The organism is Kribbella sp. NPDC104218, assembly GCF_055584105.1.
Map to the genome: position 1 here is coordinate 1,012,927 of NZ_JBVJMQ010000002.1, position 19,403 is coordinate 1,032,329.

14 protein-coding genes are annotated in these 19,403 nt (G+C 69.4%); 11 read left to right on the forward strand and 3 right to left on the reverse strand.

What is annotated here, in order from left to right; all coding sequences use genetic code 11:
• The first annotated feature begins 48 nt into the window (after positions 1-48).
• The gene (gene valS / locus ACZ6ZD_RS20570; protein ID WP_465674382.1) at positions 49-2,589 is read left to right on the forward strand and encodes a valine--tRNA ligase; all 2,541 of its coding nucleotides are present in this window, start codon (positions 49-51) and stop codon (positions 2,587-2,589) included.
• A gap of 139 nt (positions 2,590-2,728) precedes the next feature.
• Entirely contained in the window at positions 2,729-3,736 is a 1,008-nt protein-coding gene (locus ACZ6ZD_RS20575; RefSeq protein WP_465674384.1) for a hypothetical protein, read from the forward strand.
• Here ACZ6ZD_RS20575 and ACZ6ZD_RS20580 read toward each other — a convergent pair whose 3' ends face one another.
• Positions 3,737-4,663 carry an AEC family transporter gene (locus ACZ6ZD_RS20580; RefSeq protein ID WP_465674386.1) on the reverse strand — a complete coding sequence of 309 codons (927 nt, stop codon included), beginning with the start codon at positions 4,661-4,663 and terminating at the stop codon, positions 3,737-3,739.
• Between the two features lie 147 nt (positions 4,664-4,810).
• On the opposite strand from ACZ6ZD_RS20580, the gene ACZ6ZD_RS20585 reads away from it, so the two are divergent.
• Positions 4,811-6,169 carry a phosphodiester glycosidase family protein gene (locus tag ACZ6ZD_RS20585; protein ID WP_465674388.1) on the forward strand — a complete coding sequence of 453 codons (1,359 nt, stop codon included), beginning with the start codon at positions 4,811-4,813 and terminating at the stop codon, positions 6,167-6,169.
• 212 nt (positions 6,170-6,381) lie between these two features.
• Positions 6,382-7,647 (forward strand): phosphodiester glycosidase family protein, encoded by a 1,266-nt coding sequence (locus tag ACZ6ZD_RS20590; protein ID WP_465674390.1) that lies wholly within the window; start codon positions 6,382-6,384, stop codon positions 7,645-7,647.
• 47 nt (positions 7,648-7,694) lie between these two features.
• On the opposite strand, the gene ACZ6ZD_RS20595 is transcribed toward ACZ6ZD_RS20590, so the two are convergent.
• Complete coding sequence (locus ACZ6ZD_RS20595; RefSeq protein ID WP_465674392.1) at positions 7,695-9,347, reverse strand: glutamate--tRNA ligase; 1,653 nt, start codon at positions 9,345-9,347, stop codon at positions 7,695-7,697.
• Between the two features lie 52 nt (positions 9,348-9,399).
• Complete coding sequence (locus tag ACZ6ZD_RS20600; RefSeq protein ID WP_465674394.1) at positions 9,400-9,780, reverse strand: MerR family transcriptional regulator; 381 nt, start codon at positions 9,778-9,780, stop codon at positions 9,400-9,402.
• A 45-nt stretch (positions 9,781-9,825) separates the two neighbouring features.
• Between ACZ6ZD_RS20600 and ACZ6ZD_RS20605 the strand changes: the two genes are divergently transcribed.
• The 7 genes from ACZ6ZD_RS20605 to ACZ6ZD_RS20635 all read left to right on the forward strand — a co-directional run bounded on the left by ACZ6ZD_RS20605 (position 9,826) and on the right by ACZ6ZD_RS20635 (position 19,402).
• A complete protein-coding gene (locus ACZ6ZD_RS20605) occupies positions 9,826-10,905 on the forward strand; it encodes an alkene reductase (protein WP_465674396.1) in 1,080 nt (359 codons plus the stop codon).
• A gap of 196 nt (positions 10,906-11,101) precedes the next feature.
• Positions 11,102-12,706, forward strand: coding sequence for an ABC transporter substrate-binding protein (locus ACZ6ZD_RS20610; protein WP_465674398.1), 1,605 nt, complete (start codon positions 11,102-11,104; stop codon positions 12,704-12,706).
• Complete coding sequence (locus ACZ6ZD_RS20615; protein ID WP_465674400.1) at positions 12,703-13,692, forward strand: ABC transporter permease; 990 nt, start codon at positions 12,703-12,705, stop codon at positions 13,690-13,692. Before ACZ6ZD_RS20610 ends, ACZ6ZD_RS20615 begins: the two co-directional genes overlap by 4 nt.
• Positions 13,689-14,522: an ABC transporter permease gene (locus ACZ6ZD_RS20620; RefSeq protein WP_465674402.1), complete on the forward strand. Its 834-nt coding sequence runs from the start codon at positions 13,689-13,691 to the stop codon at positions 14,520-14,522. The genes ACZ6ZD_RS20615 and ACZ6ZD_RS20620 overlap by 4 nt, the downstream gene beginning before the upstream one ends.
• Entirely contained in the window at positions 14,519-15,316 is a 798-nt protein-coding gene (locus ACZ6ZD_RS20625; protein ID WP_465674404.1) for an ATP-binding cassette domain-containing protein, read from the forward strand. The genes ACZ6ZD_RS20620 and ACZ6ZD_RS20625 overlap by 4 nt, the downstream gene beginning before the upstream one ends.
• Positions 15,310-15,864 (forward strand): ABC transporter ATP-binding protein, encoded by a 555-nt coding sequence (locus ACZ6ZD_RS20630; RefSeq protein ID WP_465674406.1) that lies wholly within the window; start codon positions 15,310-15,312, stop codon positions 15,862-15,864. Before ACZ6ZD_RS20625 ends, ACZ6ZD_RS20630 begins: the two co-directional genes overlap by 7 nt.
• 103 nt (positions 15,865-15,967) lie before the next feature.
• The gene (locus ACZ6ZD_RS20635; RefSeq protein WP_465674408.1) at positions 15,968-19,402 is read left to right on the forward strand and encodes a glycoside hydrolase domain-containing protein; all 3,435 of its coding nucleotides are present in this window, start codon (positions 15,968-15,970) and stop codon (positions 19,400-19,402) included.
• Position 19,403 lies beyond the last annotated feature (1 nt).

The window sequence follows — 19,403 nt, forward strand, 5'->3', positions numbered from 1 at the left end:
GTGGATAACCGTTCGGAGCACCCCTTGACAACCACTAGGATTGTGCGCATGAGCCAGACGTCCCGCGTTCCAGACAAGCCCAGCCTCGACGGCCTCGAGGAGAAGTGGGCTGCCGTATGGAAGGAGCAGCAGACCTACGCCTTCGACCGCACCGCCGAGCGCGCCGATGTCTACTCCATCGACACGCCGCCGCCGACGGTCTCCGGGTCGCTGCACGTCGGGCACATCTTCAGCTACACCCACACCGATCTGGTCGCCCGCTTCCAGCGGATGCGCGGGAAGAAGGTCTTCTACCCGATCGGGTGGGACGACAACGGCCTGCCGACCGAGCGCCGCGTCCAGAACTACTACGGCGTCAAGTGCGACCCGTCGCTGCCGTACGACGCCGATTTCACCCCGCCGGAGAAGCCGGATCCGAAGAAGCAGATCCCGATCTCCCGGCAGAACTTCGTCGAGCTGTGCGGCGAGCTGACGCATATCGACGAGCAGGCGTTCGAGGCGATGTGGCGCCAGGTCGGCCTGAGCGTCGACTGGAACCACCTCTACACCACCATCTCGGAGGATTCGCGCCGGACGTCGCAGCGCGCCTTCCTGCGGAACTTCGCCCGCGGCGAGGCCTACCTGTCCGAGGCCCCGACGCTGTGGGACGTCACGTTCCAGACCGCGGTCGCGCAGGCCGAGCTGGAGCCGCGGCCGTATCCGGGCGCCTACCACCGGGTCGCCTTCCACGGCGCCGACGGTCCGGTCTACATCGAGACCACCCGGCCGGAGCTGCTGCCGGCCTGTGTCGCGCTGATCGCCCACCCGGACGACGACCGCTACAAGACGCTGTTCGGGACGACGGTCCGCTCGCCGCTGTTCGACGTCGAGATCCCGGTCCTGGCGCACCCGGCCGCCGAGATGGACAAGGGCGCCGGGATCGCCATGTGCTGCACGTTCGGCGACCAGACCGACATCCAGTGGTGGCGCGAGCTGCAGCTGCCGGTCCGTACCGTCATCGGCCGCGACGGGCGCATCCTGCGCGACACCCCGGAGTGGCTGACCGGCTCGGAGCTGTACGCGGAGCTGGCGGGGAAGACGACGTTCTCGGCGCGCGAGCTGATCGTCCAGAAGCTACGCGACAGCGGCGACCTGGACGGCGAGCCGAAGAAGACCGAGCGGATGGCGAACTTCTTCGAGAAGGGCGACAAGCCGCTGGAGATCGTCTCCACCCGGCAGTGGTACATCACCAACGGCGGCCGGAGCGCCGACCTGAAGGCCGAGTTCGTCGAGCGCGGCAGCGAGCTCGGCTGGGTCCCCGAGCACATGAAGCACCGCTACCTGAACTGGGTCGAGGGCCTGAACGGCGACTGGCTGATCTCGCGCCAGCGGTTCTTCGGCGTCCCGTTCCCGGTCTGGTACCCGATCGACGCGGACGGCGAGGTCGACTACGACCACCCGCTGATGCCGGCCGAGGCCGAGCTGCCGATCGACCCGACGTCCCAGGCCCCGCGCGGGTACGACGAGTCCCAGCGCGGCAAGCCGGGCGGGTTCGAGGCCGACCCCGACGTGATGGACACCTGGGCGACGTCCTCGCTGACCCCGCACATCGCGTGCGGCTGGGAGCGTGACGACGACCTGTTCCGGCGGACGTTCCCGATGGATCTGAACACGCACGCCCACGAGATCATCCGGACGTGGCTGTTCTCCCGCGTCGTCCGGGCGCACTTCGAGAACGGCACGCTGCCCTGGGCGCGGTCGATGATCTCCGGGTTCGTCGTCGACCCGGACCGCAAGAAGATGTCGAAGTCCAAGGGGAACGCCGTCATCCCGTCCGAGATCCTGGAGAAGTTCGGGTCGGATGCCGTCCGCTGGCGCGCGGCGATGGCTCGCCCGGGGATGGACTCGCCGTTCGACGAGTCGCAGATGAAGGTCGGCCGGCGGCTGGCGATCAAGGTCCTGAACGCGTCGAAGTTCGTGCTGTCGTTCGGGGCGACCGAGGCCGACCCGGCGGCGGTCACCGAGCCGGTCGACCTGGCGATGCTGCAGCGGCTGCGCGCGGTCGTCGCGGATGCGACGGCGGCCTTCGAGCGGTACGACTACACGGGCGCGCTCGAGGTGAGCGAGCGGTTCTTCTGGTCGTTCTGCGACGACTACGTCGAGCTGGTCAAGGAGCGGGCGTACGGCGGTCAGGGTGACGCGCCGGCCGCCTCGGCGAAGGCCGCGCTCGCGGTCGCGCTCTCGGTCCAGCTGCGGCTGCTCGCGCCGTACCTGCCGTTCGCGACCGAAGAGGTCTGGTCGTGGTGGCAGGAGGGTTCGATCCACGTCGCGCCGTGGCCGACGCCGGAGGGCGACCTCACGGTCGCCGCGCAGGAGACCGAGGTCCTGGACGCCGTCGCCGAGGTGCTGGCGGGGATCCGGGGCGCGAAGTCCGAGGCGCAGGTCTCGATGAAGACCGAGGTCAGCAAGGTCGAGGTCAGCGGACCGGCCGCGCGGCTCGCGCTCGCCGAGCGCGCCGAGCCCGACCTGCGCGCCGCCGGCCGGATCACCGGCGAGATCGTCTGGAACGCCGACGACAGCGAGGCCGTCAAGGTCGTCGCCACTCTCTGAGGTTCGTCACCGCGCAGTGCCCGTCGCCCCGGCTGGGGAGGCGGGCACTACGCGTTCGCAGTGAACGACTACGCTGCGGAGTCAGTTGGTCCGGTATGCAACCATCGGCCTGACCCCCGCGCTGTCCCAAGGAGCCCCCATGACCGACCCCACCACCCCGACCCCACCCACCCCCGCCGACGGCCCGGCAACCCCGGCCCCGGGGGCCGGCGAAGTAAAGCCGAAGGCCGACGAGGTGGCGGACGCCGCGAAGGACACGAACGGAACGACAGCCGGGACGCCGTCGGTGCCGAGCGGTGACGCGGATGTGAAGGCGGACGCGGCCGCGACGAGCGAGGCGAAGAAGGCCGGGGAGTCGAAGCCGGGGGCGGCTAGCGAAGTGCCTGCGGCGGGGGTTGCGGGGACGGACGGCGCGAAGGCCGCAGCGGGGGCGACGGTCGGGACGCCGTCGGTCGCGAGCGGCGACGCGGACGTGAAGGCGGACACGGCGAAGGCTGACGGCAAGGGCGCTGCGACGGGCGAGGCGACGACGGGTGGGGAGTCGAAGGCGGGGGCGGCTAGCGAGGTACCTGCGGCGGGGGGCGCGGGGGCGGACGGTGGGAAGGGTGGGGAGAAGAAGACGGCTTGGTGGCGGCGGGGGCCGGTGGTGACGGTGAGTGGGGCGCTGGTGGTGTTGGTGGCGCTGGCGGTGCTGGGGTATGTGTGGGGGCTTGGGCCGTTGAACCGGCTGAACACGGCGCAGGGGATCGCGGTGCCGGCGAAGCTGGCGGGGCTGGATCGGATCACTGACGAGGGGATTCGCTCGTCGCTGCAGCTGGACACGACGCGCGAGGCGCTGAGCCGGATCAATGACGGGAAGCAGGCGACCGTCGAGGCGTACGGGAGTTTGAACGGCGACAAGATGTTCGTGGTGATCGCGCTCCGCGGGAAGGTCGACATCGACAAGACCGTCGCGGACTCCGGCGCCCCGGCCGACAAGGTGAAGCGGATCGGCAAGTCGACCTGCGTCGAGACCAGCGGCAACCTGCCGACCCAGTGCTACCGCGGCTCCAACACGCTGACCGTGATCGCGCAGTCCGCCAACGAGGGGATCAGCGTCGACGAGGTCGCGCCGGTCGCCGTCGAGGCGTTCAACGCGATGAAGTAACTACCCCAGGACGCCGGCGATCGCCGTCATCAGCGGGATCGAGATCAGCGTGCTGAGCAGGACGGCGCTGCGGGCGAGTGTGCGCGACGTCCGGTAGTGGACGGCGTACACGTAGACGTTCTGCGCGGTGGGGAGCGCGGCGAGCAGCGTCGGTGCGAGGAGGGCCGCGCCGTCCAGGCCGAGGATCCACCGGCCGACGGCGTACGCCGCGAGCGGTTGCAGGACGGTCTTCAGGACGACCGCGAGGACGACGTCCCGCTCGAGCGTGATCGAGTCCTTCGTCCCTGAGCTCAGGCTGAGCCCGTACGCGATCAGCGCGACCGGCACCGCCGCCGCGGCCAGCAGATCGATCGGCCGCATCATCAATGCCGGCAGCGGTACGTCGAACGCCGCAACCAGCAGCCCGAGCAGCGACGCAACCGTCAGCGGGTTCCGCAGCGGCCGCGTCAGCACCGCGCGCCACGGCACCCGCCGGCCACTCCCCTGCCGATCGCCGTCCAGGATCGCGAACGCGACCGGCGCGAACACCAGCAGCTGGAACAACACGATCGGCGCCACCAGCGCGCCGTTCCCCAGCACGTACGCCGCGATCGGCACGCCCAGATTCCCGGCGTTCACGTACGACGACGCGAGGACGCCGACCGTCACCTCCGAGCGCGACCGCCGCCAGAGCAGCACCGCGACCAGCAGGAACACCAGCTGGACGACGACCAGACTCGCCAGGTTGGTCACCAGCACGACCGAGAAGATCGAGTGCAGATCCGCCCGGGCGACGGTCGTGAACAGCAACGCGGGCGTAGCGACGAAGAACGCCACCCGCGACAGCACCAGCTCGTCCTGCGCCTTCAGGACGCCGGCCAGCCCCACGAGGTACCCGAGCAACGCCACCGCGATCAGCGCGACAAACGCACCTACGACGGCCGACACCCGCGCTCAACTCCTCGACTCGGGACGTCCGGATCGTATCCCGGACCAATGGAATCGTCCGTTCGAGCAGTCACTCCCCGGACATCTTCACGCTCCGTACTTGACCGCCTACTCTGAGATGTACCACCTGGGGGAAGGAACGCCGACATGCCCGCCCACTTCACACGGACGGCGCTGGCCGTCACCACATTGCTCGTCGTCACGATCGTCCCGGCCGGCGCGACGCCGGGCGATGATCCAGGCTCCTCGGGCTTCGGCTCCGACCCGGCGTCACCCGGCTACCGCAGTACGCCGAGCGCCGCCGGCCAGCCGACGCCGTCCGCGCCACGCGCCGACGGAACGCTCCCGCTCGGCGACGCCGACCTCGCCGAGACGCGGTCTGATCAGCCGCTCGCGCCCGGCGTCACGCTGACCAAGATCGTCCGCGGCACCGACCCCGCCGATCCGGACGAGATCGGTACGACGACGCGCGGCCCGTGGGTGGTCAACGTAGTCACGATCGACCCGGCGATCGCGCCGGGCCGGGTGCAGACGACGTACGGGCCGGATCTGGCGCGGGTCGAGAAGACGTCGCAGCTGGTGCGGAGCGCGGCCGCGGTGGTCGGGGCGAACGCGTCGTTCTTCACGTTCACCGCGAACCCGACCTACCCGGGCGAGCCGGTCGGGCTGGGCATCTTCGACGGTCAGCTGATCAGTGAGCCGCTGGCGAACGTGACCGAGGCCAATCTGCTGATCGATGCCCGGAGCAACAATGTGGTGGCGGACAAACTGCGGTGGAACGGGCAGGTGAAGAACCGCGCGACCGCGGCGACGCTGCCGCTGGAGTTCGTCAACCACCCACCGGTGGTCCCCGCCGCCTGCACCGATCCGGATCAGGCCACCTGTACGGCCGCGGGTGACGTCGTCCTCTTCACGCCGCATTTCGCCGCCAAGACGCCGTCCGGGCCTGGGATCGAGGTCGTGTTCGATCGGCTCGGCTGCGTGGTGCGAACCTCGACCATCCGCGGGAGCACGATCACCGTCAGCCAGTTCGCCCTCCAGGCGACCGGCCGGGACACGAACGCCCTGCTCGCGCTGACCGCCACCGGCGGCTGCATCGACCGCAACCACACACTCATCAACGAGGCGGGCACGCCGGTGCCGCTGCATCGCGGCCTGTACGGCGTCACGGGTCGCTACCGGCTCACGCGGGACGGCGCCAACGTCGTACCGCCCGGCTCCGGAAGCTTCTTCGCGCGCAACCCGCGCACGATCGCCGGGTCGACCACCGACGGCAAGGTCGTGATCGCAACGATCGACGGGCGACAGACGACGAGTGTCGGGACGACGCTGGCGGAAACCGGTGCGGTCGCGCAGGCGCTCGGGCTGCACAACTCGATCAACCTGGACGGCGGCGGCTCGACGGCGATGGCGCGGACGGACGGGACGCTGATCAACCGCCCGAGCGGGACGAACGGCGCCGAGCGGTACGTCGGCGACGCGCTCGTCTACTACCCGACGCGTTGATCTCACCCCGGCGGACCGCCACCACCCACCAACTGCGGCTCCACCCCGCGACACGCCGTCTGGCACGGCGTGTCGCGACCTGCGCGGCCAGTTGGTGGGTGCCTGGGGTCCGCCTGCTGTCGGCGTCCATCCCTGCGCCGTAACCTGGTGGATGCTGACCGGAAATCGGCTGGAGAGGAAAGATTCCACCGAATCGGGGCAGGATGCTGGGTATGACTGCTTCCGCTCAGCTCCGAGGCCGTGCGCTCGCTGCTGCTTTGCTGACCGTTTCGGCGTCCCTGGTTGCTCTTCCGGCTGCGGCTGCCGCGCCTGGCGGGTTGCCCTTGGGGGATGGTGATCTGGTCGAGACGCGTACGTCCGAGACGTTGGCGCGTGGGGTGACGCTGACCCGGATCGCGCGGGGGACCGAGCCGGCGCCGGCTGATCAGATCAACACGACGACGCGCGGGCCGTGGGTGGTGAATGTGTTGACGATTGATCCGCGAAGGGCTCGCGGGCGGTTGGAGGCGACGTACGGCGCGGATCTGGCGCGGGTCGAGAAGACGTCCGAGCTGGTCAAGTCGGCGGGTGCGTTGGCGGGGGTGAATGCCTCGTTCTTCACGTTCACGGCGAACCCGGCGTACCCGGGTGAGCAGGTGGGGCTCGGGGTGTTCGGCGGAAAGCTGCTCAGCGAGCCGCTCACCGACCCGGCCGAGGCGAACCTGCTGATCGATGCCAAGAGCAACAAGATGCTCACCGGGCACGTGAGCTGGACCGGTCAGGTCCGCAACCGGTGGACCGGCGTCCGGTTGCCGCTGGAGTTCGTGAACCACCCGCCTGTGGTTCCCGCCGCCTGCACCGACCCCGACCAGACCACGTGTGCGGTCGCGGGGGACGTCGTCCTGTTCACACCTGAGTTCGCCGCGGCCACGCCGTCCGGGGCCGGGGTCGAGGTCGTCCTGGACCGTCGCGGTTGCGTCGTCCGGACGTCGACCACCCGCGGCACCACGCTCACCCGCAGTCAGTTCGCCCTACAAGCCACTGGCCAGGACACCAAGGCCCTCCTGGCCCTGACGCGCCGCGGCTGCCTGGACCGCAAGGTCGAACTCTCCGACACCCAAGGCCACAAGATCCCGCTCCGCAAGGACCTGTACGGCGTCACCGGCCGCTACCAGCTCACCGCGAACGGCGCCATCGTCGTCCCACCCGGCTCCGGCTCCTTCTTCGACCGCAACCCCCGCACCATCGCCGGCACCACCCGCGACGGCAAGATCCTCCTCGCCACCATCGACGGCCGCCAAACCACCAGCGTAGGCACCACCCTCGCCGAAACCGCCGCCGTAGCCCAAGCCCTCTCCCTCACCAACTCCATCAACCTCGACGGCGGCGGCTCCACCACCATGTCCCGCGCCAACGGCACCCTCATCAACCACCCCAGCAACACCGCCGGCACCGAACGCCCCGTAGGCGACGCCCTCGTCTTCATCCCGCACTCATGAGAAAACCGCGGTACGCCGAGTGCCGGCGTACCGCGGTTCTTTCAGTTTCAGTTCGTGAGGGCCTGGAGGCGGCGGAGGGTTTCGGGGGCGCCTAGGGCTTGGGTGGTGGCGTGGAGGTCGGGGGAACGGGTGGCGCCGGTGATGGCTACGCGGACGAGTTGGGAGGCTTCGCGGATGGAGCCGGGGTAGGCGTCCGGGTTCTTCTTGTATTCCTTGGGGTTGGGGGCGAAGCCGTGTTTGGCGGCGAGGTCGCGGAGCTGGTTGAACCAGTCGGCGGGGTCGTCGCGGTGTTCGTAGGTGTCGACGAGGTCCTGGGCGAAGGCGCGGACGACGTCGGGGGCGACGCCGAGGGCGGCGATGCGCTCGTCGGTGGGGCCGGTGACGGGCTGGAAGAGCTGCGGGAAGAAGAAGCCGTAGGCGTCGCGGAAGTCGGACCACTTGCGGAGGTCCTTGCGCGGGTTCTCGACGCCGTCACGCTCGACCGCGAGCGCGCGCAGCGCGAGCTCACCCTCGGTCTCCAGGACGGGGACGAGCTCGGTGTCGTACGTCGCGGCCCAGACGCGCACCGCGTCGAGGATCTCCTGCCCGCTCAGCGTGGCGATGTGGTCGGCGCTGATGTCGTCGAGCTTGACCAGGTCGACGAGCGGACCGGCGACGCCGCACTGGTCGAGCTGGATCGGCGCGGCCAGCGCCTCGGCCAGCGGGACCTCCGCGAGCCGCCCGTTCGCCAGGCCGCGCAGGTAGTAGAGGACGGCGGCCGCCGGGAAGCCCGCACCGATGTAGAAGTCGACCCCGGCCTCCGGGTCCTTGCGCTTGGACAGCTTCCGCTTGCCGCCCGGGATGTGCTTCATCAGCGGCGCGATGTGCGCGTACTCGATCGGCTCGAACTCCAGCGCCGCGAACAGCTGCAGGTGCAGCGGGACCGACGAGATCCACTCGTCGCCGCGGATCACCAGGTTCACCCGCATCAGGTGGTCGTCGACGGCATGCGCGAAGTGGTACGTCGGGAGCCGCGGCGAGGTGTCCGACGACTTCAGGATGACGGCGTCGTTCCGGTTCGCCTCGTGCTCGAGCCGGCCGCGGATCGCGTCCACGAACCGCGTCCGCTGGCCGTCGGCGTCCTCCGGGGCGCGGAAGCGGACGACGTACGGCGCCCCCTCCGCGAGCTTGGCGGCGACGTCCTCGGCCGAGGCCTCCCGCCAGATCGCCCACTTGCCGTAGTAGCCGGTGGGAATCTTGTTCGCCTGCTGGCGGCCGGTGATGTCGGCGAGCTCCTCCTTGGTGGCGAAGCACAGGTACGCCTTGCCCTCGCGCAGCAGGTGCCGCACGTAGGTCAGGTAGATCTGCTCGCGCTGCGACTGCAGGTACGGCCCGTAGGCACCCTTGGTCGCATCCTCGTCGGAGTCGATCCCGAAGTACGCGAACCCGCGCGCGAACTGCTCCAGCGCGCCCTCGACCTCACGCGACTGGTCGGTGTCCTCGACCCGGACCAGGTACGCCCCGCCGGAGTTGGTGGCGATGTCGCGGTCGATCATCCCGACGTAGATCCCGCCGATGTGGATGAAACCGGTCGGCGACGGGCCGAGCCGCGTCACCTTCGCGCCCGCGGCCAGCTCACGCTGCGGATACTGCTCTTCCCAGTACGCCGGCTCCGGCAGATCAGCAGGGAACAGGCCATCGATGACCGCGCGGTCGAGCATGAAGGTAAGTCTCATTTCCAGAGGGGTGTCAACCGGTCGAGCCTAGCAAGTTTCACAGCGTCGCACGGTGGGCCCGGTTGGTCCCGATCAGTTCGTCGAGGGAGTCCCGGGTCTGCAGCAACTCGACGATGTACGCCGACAGCCGGTCGCGCTCCTCGGCCATCCGCTCGAGCGCCACGTCCGACGTCTCATGACTGGGCCGGTCCACGCACGGCAGCAGGTCGGCGACCGTCCGGCTGGACAGCCCCGCGCTGAACATCCGCTGGATGAACTCGACCCGCTCGACCGCCGCGGCCTCGTAGTGCCGCTGCCCGCTCTCGCTGCGGATGCTCGCGAGCAGCCCTTGCTCCTCGTAGTACCGCAGCGATCGGACGCTCACCCCGGTCCGCCGGGACAGCTCACCGATCCGCATCGACGGTGTGACCTGGACCACGATTCTTTGCCCCTCACATGGATGTGAGCTTTTAGCGTAACCGGTATGAACACACTCTTCGACAACCACCAGCTCGGCGCTCTCAGTTTGCCCAACCGGCTCGTGATGGCGCCGATGACGCGCGTCCGCGCCGCGGCCGGCGGGCTGGCGGCGGCCGAGATGGCGACGTACTACGCCCAGCGCGCGACAGCCGGTCTGATCGTCTCCGAAGGCGTCCAGCCGAGCCTGATCGGCCAGTCGAACCCTGGTACGCCGGGTCTGCACACCGCCGAACAGCAGGAGTCGTGGCGGCAGGTGACCACCGCGGTGCACGCGAACGGCGGGCGGATCTTCGCCCAGATCATGCACGGCGGACGCGTCTCGCACCCATCGACCAACGGACTTCAACCGGCCGGCCCGTCCGCCGTCCCCGCGGTCGGCGAGGTATTCACGCCGACCGGCCGCGAGCCCGCCCCGATCCCCCGGGCGATGACGACGGACGAAGTACCGGACCACGCGCGCTCATACGCCGAAGCCGCGCGCCGCGGGGTCGACGCCGGATTCGACGGCGTGGAGCTCCATGGCGCGAACGGCTACCTGATCCAGCAATTCCTTTCCAGCAACGCGAATCTGCGCACCGATCGGTACGGTGGCTCGATCGCGAACCGCATTCGCTTCGCCGTCGAAGCAGTCGCCCAGACCGTCGACGCGATCGGCGCAGACCGAACCGGCATCCGCCTCTCCCCCGGCGCGACGATCTGGGGCGTCGAGGAGGACGACGTCCCCGGCCTCTACACCGAGCTGGTTCGCGAACTCGCGCGCCTCGACCTCGCGTACCTCCACCTGGAGGTCACCACCGACACCGAAACCCTGCTGACCCTCCGCGACCTCTGGCCCAACACCCTCATCGTCAACCCAGGCCCGCCGCTCGGCCCCGGCCAGACCACGCCGGCCGACGCCCAGACCTGGCTCCGCCACGGCGCCGACCTGATCTCCTTCGGCCGCGCCTTCATCGCCAACCCCGATCTGGTCGAACGGCTGCGCAACCAGCTGCCGCTCGCCGCGGCCGACGAATCCACCTACTTCCAAGGCGGCACCCGCGGCTACCTCACCTACCCGCCCTACCACTACGCGGTCCCCGCCTGATCGGCCGCACCCGCGTCCGATCGGCGGCACCAAGGACAGGAGGTGGTGGGCAGAAACGGGCGGGTGGGCAACGGGGTGAGCGTGCGGCGGGCATGTACGTAGGCGACTACATCCTGTGCTTCTTGCGGCGAAGGCGCGGGGGACATAGGTTTTCCCGGGGTTGCTGCGATCGGGTCGCATGTGAGGAGCGGTGGGCGTGAGGCGAATTGGTGCTGTGCTGACGGCGATCGTGGTCGGGGCCGTGGCGCCCGGCTGTGCTGCCGGAGTGGACGACGGGGCCGGCTCGGGTGGGCAGGCGCCGAAGGAGTTGCGGTTGGCGATCGGCGGGGAGTCCGAGGACGGGTACGACCCGACGCTCGGGTGGGGGCGGTACGGCTCGCCGTTGTTCCAGTCGACGCTGCTCACCCGCGACGCCGACCTGAACGTCGTCAACGACCTCGCGACCAAGCACGCGGTCAGCCTGGACGGCCTGGTCTGGACGGTCGACCTGCGGGCCGACGCCAAGTTCAGCGACGGTACGCCGGTGACCGCGGACGACGTCGCGTACACGTTCACCACCGCGAGCAAGAGCGGCGGGCTGACCGATGTGACCGCGCTGGCCAAGGCCATCGCCGTCGACCACGACACCGTCCAGCTGTGGCTCAAGCGGCCGCAGAGTACGTTCGTCAACCGGTTGATCTCACTCGGCATCGTGCCGAAACATGCCCACGGCAAGGACTACGCCCGTAAGCCGATCGGCTCCGGCCCGTTCACCCTCGTCCAGTGGGACCAGGGCCAGCAGCTGATCGTGCAGCGCAACGAGAACTACTACGGCACGAAACCCGCCTTCGAGCGGATCGTGTTCACCTTCACCGGTGAAGACGCGTCGCTGGCCGCCGCGAAGGCGGGTCAGGTGTCGATGGCCGCCGTCCCGTCGAGTCTGGCCAAGACGACGGTCGCCGGGATGAAGGTCGTCCCGGTCAAGTCGGTCGACAACCGCGGCATCATGTTCCCGTACGTCGCCGACACCGGGAAGAAGTCCGCGGACGCCGGCCCGATCGGCAACAACGTCACGTCGGACAAGGCCGTCCGGCAGGCGATCAACCAGGCCGTCGACCGGCAGGCCCTGGTGGACGGCGTCCTCGAGGGCTACGGCTCCCCCGCGACCGGGCCGGTCGACGGGATGCCGTGGTACGAGCCGTCGTCGGCGATCCAGGGCAACGACCCGGCGAAGGCCAAGCAGCTGCTCGAAGCCGCCGGCTGGAAGGACGCCGACGGCGACGGCGTCCGGGAGCGCGCGGGCGTCAAGGCCGAGTTCACCCTGCTCTACAAGGCCGATGACACGATCCGCCAAGGGCTCGCGCTGAGCGTCGCCGACATGGTGAAACCGATCGGGGTCCGGATCACGCCGAAGGGCGTCAGCTGGGACGTCATCGACAAGCGCCTGCACGCGGACGCCGTCCTGTTCGGCTGGGGCAGCCACGATCCGAGCGAGATGTACAACCTGTACTCGACCACGCAGGCCGGCGTCGAGTACTGGAACCCGGGCTACTACGGGAATCCGATCGTCCAGCAGAACCTGGACGCCGCGATGGCCGCGACCGATCAGGCGGCAGCGACGAAGTACTGGAAGGCCGCCCAGCGCGATGCCGACGGCAACGGTTTCGGTCCGAGCGGCGACGCCGCGTGGGCCTGGCTGGTGAACCTGCAGCACACGTACTTCGTCAGCGACTGCCTGGACGTCGGTAAGCCGCAGATCGAGCCGCACGGGCACGGCTGGCCGATCACGGCCGGCATCACGGGCTGGCGCTGGAGCTGTTGACCAGCGCACTGGGATCGGTCGGCTCCCGGCTGATCCGGTTGGTCCTGCTGCTCGCGGCAGTCGCGGCGGCGTCGTTCGCGCTGATGGCCGCGTCCCCGGTCGACCCGGTGGACGCGTACGTCGGCGGCGACATCGCCGCGATCGGGCCGGAGCAGCGCGCGCAGATCGCCGAGCGATGGGGACTGAACGACCCGCCGCTGGAGCGCTTCGGCACCTGGCTGGCCAACATCGCCCGCGGCGACCTCGGGTACTCGCACACCTTCAACCAGCCGGTCGCCGACGTGATCGCCGGCAAGTTCCTGACCAGCCTCGCCCTGATGGCGGTCGCCTGGAGCCTGTCCGGCCTGATCGGGTTCACGCTCGGAGTGATCGCGGGTGTCCGCCGCGGCCGATGGGCCGACCGGGTCATCACCTGGTGGGCCTACACGTTGTCCTCGGCACCGACCTTCTGGGTCGGCCTGTTGCTGCTCTACGCGTTCTCGGTGTCGTTGCAGTGGACGCCGATCTGTTGCGCGGTCCCGGTCGGCTCGATCGCGGGTGAGGTCGGGCTGCTCGACCGGCTGCACCATTTGTTGCTACCGGCCCTTACTTTGAGCTTGGTCGGGATCGCTCCGGTCACCCTGCATACCCGCCAGGCCGTCGCGGTCGCGATGGCGAGCGACTACATCGCCTTCGCCCGCGCACAGGGTGAGCGGACATTCGGCCTCGTCGTCCAGCACGTGCTGCGCAACGCGGCCGGGCCCGCGGTGCTGCTGCAGTTCAGCTCACTCGGCGAGCTCTTCGGCGGCTCGGTGCTGGCCGAGCAGGTCTTCTCGTATCCGGGCCTCGGCGCTGCAACGACCGCGGCCGCGCTCGGGCAGGATGTACCGCTACTGCTCGCGATCGCCTTGTTCACCACAGTTTTCGTGTACGTCGGCAATCAGGTCGGCGATCTGGTCCACGCCTGGCTCGATCCGCGGACCCGTCGAGCGGAGGTGACCGCGTGAAGGTCGCCGTCCAACTCGACCGGCGCCGGCGGACGCTGGTCTACACCGGCTTGTCGCTCGCGGTGGTCCTCACCGTCGTGATCGCGGGCTCGGTCTCCGTCGATGCCGCGAGTACGACCCAGCTTGCCGGCCGAAACCTGAGCCCGTCCTGGGAGCACCTGTTCGGCACGGATCGGCTCGGCCGGGACATGTTCGCGCGCGTGCTGTCCGGGCTCCGGTTGAGTCTGGTGGTCGGCGTCAGCGCGGCAGCGATCTCGGGGGTGCTCGCCGTCGTGATGGCTTGCGCCGCGGCCGTCGGCGGGCGGCTCGTCGATCGGGCGATCACCTGGCTTGTCGACTTATTTCTCGCCCTGCCGCATCTGGTGCTGCTGATCCTGCTCGCGTTCGCGCTGGGCGGCGGGACGCGCGCCGTCATCATCGCGGTCGCGATCACGCACTGGCCGTCGCTGACCCGAGTCCTGCGCGGCCACGCTCGCCAGGTGGTCTCGTCGGACTACGTCGAGATCTCGCGGCAGCTCGGCCGTGGCCGCTGGTGGATCGCCCGCCGGCACGTGGCGCCGCAGCTGCTCGGCCACTTCCTGGTCGGCACGGTACTGCTGTTCCCGCACGCGATTCTGCACGAGGCCGCGTTGTCGTTCCTCGGGCTGGGCGTCGATCCGGCCGAGCCGTCGATCGGCGTCCTGCTGGCCGAGTCGATGCGGTTCCTGTCAGCCGGAGCGTGGTGGCTGGCCGTGCTGCCCGGGCTCTGCTTGCTGATCGTCGTCAAGCTGGTCGACGCGATCGGCGAGAACGTCCGCGCGCTGCTCGACCCGAGGAGTCACCACCTGTGAGTCCGCTACTGAGCATCGCCGACCTCAAGATCTCCTTCGTCCAGTACGCGCGCGGCCTGCGGCGGCGCGAGACGGTCGCCGTCGCCGGGATGGACCTGACCGCCGATCGAGGCCAGGTCGTCGCGCTCGTCGGCGCATCCGGCGCCGGTAAGACGTTGCTCGCCCACGCCGTCCTCGGCATGCTCCCGCCGAACGCTGCCGAGTCGGGAGTGATCGCGTACGACGGCGCCGTCCTCACGCCCGAGGACCGGCGACGGCGGGCCGGCCACGAGATCGCGCTGCTGCCGCAGTCCGTCGACTTCCTCGATCCGCTGGCGACGATCGGGCGGCAGGTACGCCGATCCGCGCAGCTGGCCGGGCGGCCGGAGTCGTACGCCGTTGCCGCGCTGGCCGAGCGTGGGCTCGGGGCGGAGGTGCTGCGGCGGTACCCGCACGAGCTGTCGGGCGGGATGATCCGGCGGGTGCTCGTCACGATGGCGACGATGGGCGATCCGCAGCTGATCCTCGCCGACGAGCCGACGCCCGGGCTGCCGCAGGCCGACGTCACCGCCGTCCTGCGGGACTTCCGTGCCCTGGCCGATGACGGACGGGCCGTCGTCCTGATCACGCATGAGCTCCGCGGCGCGCTTGAGATCGCGGACGCCGTCGTCATCTGCCGGGACGGCCGAACCATCGAGACGGCCGAACCGGCAGCGTTCACCGGCGCCGGTGACGACTTGCCGCCGTACAGCCGCGCGTTGTGGCGGGCCCTGCCCGGTAACGAGTTCGAGGTTCCGGAGGAGCAGCCGTGCTGATCGCGAAGGACGTCTGGTTCCGCTACCGCCGGCGCGATCCGTGGATCCTCCAAGACTTCTCGCTGACCGTTGAGCCGGGCGAGTTCGTCGGTCTACAAGGGCCGAGCGGTTCGGGGAAGAGCACGGTCGGCCGGCTGCTGGCCGGGTTCCTCACGCCCAGTCAGGGCGAGATCCAAGCGGACGGCGTCCAGCTCGTCCTGCAACATCCCGAGCGCGCGATGAACCCGCAGTGGCGGATCCGTCAGATCCTGGCCGAGGCGGGCGGCCCGGCCGATCCGGCCCTGGTGCCGGAGAACTGGATGGACCGCTTCCCGCACGAGCTGAGCGGCGGCGAGCTCCAACGGGTCAACCTCGCGCGGGCCCTGCTCGCCGAGCCGCGCTACCTGATCGCCGACGAGATCAGCGCCAGCCTGGACGCCGTCACCCAGGCCCGGATCTGGCGGCAGCTGACCGAGTACGCCGAGGCCCACGGCATCGGCGTCCTCGCGATCTCGCACGATCAGGACCTGCTCGCCCGGGTCACCCGCCGCACCGAGCAAATGCGGTAAGACCAGCACCTCCCGGCGGACCGCAGTGGTCTAGCCGGTGGCATTTACCGCGCTCCTGGCACGGCTGACGATGGTTGGGCAGCTTCCGCCAGGAGGGACAGGTATGCGACTCATCAAGCTCGGAACGGTTCTCACGCTGGTAGCGGGCGCACTCGTCGCGGTCGGCACCGCACCGGCCACCGCGGTGACAACCGACCTTTGGACCGAATCGGCGTACACGAGTGTGTTCCGGGACAGCGGCCCCTCGGCGGACGCCGGTCGCGCGATCAGCATCGACATGGCGTGCAACGAGTATGAGAGCGCCCAGATCGTCCTCCGCCGGCACGAGGCGTTCACCATCGACGCCGTCCGGCCGAGCGCGCTCACCAGCCCGGGCGGAACCATCGCCGCCGCGAACGTCACCACGAACTTCGTCGACTACCACTACCTCGAAAAGAACACCCACAACGGCCAGACCGGGAAGATGGACATCTATCCAGGTGTGCGCGTCGGCGCCGGCCTGTACCCGGACCGGCTGACCAGTGAGCCGACCAAGGCGGTCGCGGCACGCTCGACCCAGTCGATCTGGGTCCGCGTGTACGCACCAGCCGGCACGGCCGGTGGCGTTTACCGCGGCACGATCGACGTGGTCACCAACCGCGGGACGCAGACCGTCCCGATCCAGGCCGACGTCCGCGCCGTCACCCTGCCCGAGGCGAGCCAGGGGAAGTTCACCACCAGCCTGTGGCACCTGTTCTTCGGCAACATCAACTGGGAGGTCCACAAGCCGGAGGAGATCGAGGAAGCGTACAACCACGACCGGTACAGCCCGGAGTGGTGGGAGCTGATGCGCAAGGTCGCCGTGATGTTCAAGCAGTACCGGACCAACAACCTCGAGATCCCGGTGACCAAACTGCTGGCGGACGCCGGGTCGCTGCCGGACGGGAACGGCGGCTACACGTTCGACTGGACCCGGTTCGACCAGATCGTGCAGCTGTTCATCGACGCCGGCGCGGTGAAGCAGCTGGAGGGCTTTCCGCAAGCCTCGTTCGCGCTGCAGGGTGACCCGAACGTCCGCGACATCGAGGTGATCAAGAAGGTCAACGGCAAGCCCTCCCGGGAGTGGGTGGACTGGACGTCGGCCGACGGACAGCGATGGCTGACCCACTATCTGCCCGCGCTGCGCGATCACCTCGCCGCCAAGGGCTGGAAGGACATGTTCTGGACGCACGCCAGTGACGAGCCGCAGCACAGCAACGTCGCGGACTTCAAGCGGCTGGCGCAGCGGATGCACGAGATCTGGCCGGGGATCAGACTCGCCGACGCCGTCGACATCACCGGGATGCAGGCACAGATCACCGGCCTGACCCACAAGGCGATCGCCCAGGAGTTCGTCTACGACGACGAGAAGCCGCTGTTCCAGCAGATCGCGGCCGAAGGTAAGGAAGTCTGGCTCTACAACTCCACCGCGCCGCGCGGCAACTTCCTGAACAGATTCATCGACCAGCCGCAGTGGTACCAGCGAATGACGATCTGGTACGCCTACGGGCAAGGGTTGCACGGCTACCTGCACTGGGCGATGAACACGTGGACCGTCGACCCGAGGGCCAATGACGCCATGGGCGACCGCTTCATCGTCCGTCCGGACCGAGCGCGGAACGCCGTTGAGGTGACACCGCGGTACGAGTCCCTGCGCGACGGCATCGAGGACTACGAGTTGCTGACGCTGCTGGGTCGGCAGGACCCTGGGCTGGCCCGAGGTCTCGCCGACGGTCTCGTCCAGCGCTCTGACAAGTTCACGCCGGACACGGCATACATGCAGCGAATCCGGGCTCGCGCGCTCGATGCTGCAGCTGGACGTCCCGCGGCCGATCCGGCTCGGTCGGCCGCGACTACCGCCTCGGCCGGGACCGGCGCGCACGCTGCCGACGGCAGCGCGACGACCAGCTGGAAACCGGGTACCGGCGCGCAGTGGCTGCAGGTCGATCTGGGCCGCCAGGTGCAGCTGGACGGCGTCAAACTGCGCTGGAACTCCGCAGGGGTCGGTTACACGCTGCAGACATCGTACGACGGCACCCGCTGGACTCAGGTGGCCGCCAACACCCGTAGCGACGGCGGAACCGACTTTGCCGGCCTGAACGCGAAGGGACGGTACCTGCGGCTGCAGACCATAGCCGGCACGCCGGACCTGGCCGACCTCGAGGTGGCCGGGGCCGCGCTGGCCAAGGCGAATGTGGCCGGTGGACGGACGTATCGGCGTACGCCCGAACCGAACGACCAACCGGACTCCGGGATCGAGTCGACCGACGGCGTCCTCGCCGATGCTTGGGACGACGGCCGGAGCTTCGGCTACCGGAGTCCGACCGGGACGGTCGTTCTCGACCTGGACCTCGGGTCGGTGCAGACCGTGGACAGCGCCGCGCTGCACGCGTACGAAGAGTTCCCGAAGTATCGGCCGGACAGCGTGCGCATCTCGACGAGTGTCGACGGGACGACGTACACCCAGCGCGGTCTGCAGTTCACGCCGCGCGGACCGTCCGGGGTCTGGTACAGCTTCCAGTTCGCACCGGCGGCGGCCCGGCATGTCCGCGTCACCTTCACCAAGGCGTACGACGCCGATGCCTCCTCGTTGTTCATCGACGAGCTGGAGGTGTACGCCGCCGACCGGCAGAACCTCGCCGCCGGCCGTCCGTACCTGAAGAGCGAACCCGCCAGCACTCATTCCGGCTACCCGGACACCGGCGGCACCGAATCGACGGACGGCGTCGCAGCTGCCGGCTTCGGCGTCGGCCACGGGTACGAGCTGCCAACGCCGGGTGAGAAACGCACAGTGGAGGTCACTGTGGACCTTGGTGCGCCAACAGCCATCAGCAAGATCCGGACGAGCCGGTACGACGACGGCCGGCACGACTACGGGCCGTCGGTGGTTCGCGCGTTTACCGGCGACGACGTAGTCACCATGTCGGCCCGCGGCCAGACCAGCACCGCCAACGGGCGCTGGTACGAGCTACCCGCCACTGGAACGGCTCGCTACGTCAAGCTGCAATACGAGAAGACCCGTACCGGCAACCTCGCCGACTTCCTGTTTCTGGACGAGGTGGAGGTGCTGAACAGCTCGGGCGTCAATGTGGCTCTGCGCAAGCCCTATCGGACCACCTTGCCCGCCACCCCGGAGTCCGCCTATCCCGACACCGGCGGCGCGGAGTCCACCGACAGCGTCATCGCCGGCTCATTCGAAGACGGCAAGGGCTACGGCTATCGCCTGAGCAGCGCCGGTCAGACCCGGACCGTCGAACTCACCCTCGACCTCGGCAGCAGCCGCTCGGTGTCGCGGGTCCGGCTGCGGTCCTTCGACAACGGTCGGCACGACTACTCGCCCGACAACGTCGCCGTGGCCGTGGACGGTGCCCAGCTGGCTGAGGTGGCGACTCCGCAGGACCAGTGGTTCGACGTCACCTTCCCGACGACCACTACGCGCTATCTGACCGTTCGACTGACCAAAACCCGGAACCACGACTTCGCCGACTACCTCTTTGTCGACGAAGTCGTGGTGACCTGAG

Excerpts from the sequence above, each read along its gene's own strand:
- valS (WP_465674382.1), top strand. The coding sequence starts at position 49 with ATGAGCCAGACGTCCCGCGTTCCAGACAAGCCCAGCCTCGACGGCCTC.
- ACZ6ZD_RS20575 (WP_465674384.1), top strand. The coding sequence starts at position 2,729 with ATGACCGACCCCACCACCCCGACCCCACCCACCCCCGCCGACGGCCCG.
- ACZ6ZD_RS20585 (WP_465674388.1), top strand. The coding sequence starts at position 4,811 with ATGCCCGCCCACTTCACACGGACGGCGCTGGCCGTCACCACATTGCTC.
- ACZ6ZD_RS20590 (WP_465674390.1), top strand. The coding sequence starts at position 6,382 with ATGACTGCTTCCGCTCAGCTCCGAGGCCGTGCGCTCGCTGCTGCTTTG.
- ACZ6ZD_RS20595 (WP_465674392.1), bottom strand. The coding sequence starts at position 9,347 with ATGCTCGACCGCGCGGTCATCGATGGCCTGTTCCCTGCTGATCTGCCG.
- ACZ6ZD_RS20605 (WP_465674396.1), top strand. The coding sequence starts at position 9,826 with ATGAACACACTCTTCGACAACCACCAGCTCGGCGCTCTCAGTTTGCCC.
- ACZ6ZD_RS20635 (WP_465674408.1), top strand. The coding sequence starts at position 15,968 with ATGCGACTCATCAAGCTCGGAACGGTTCTCACGCTGGTAGCGGGCGCA.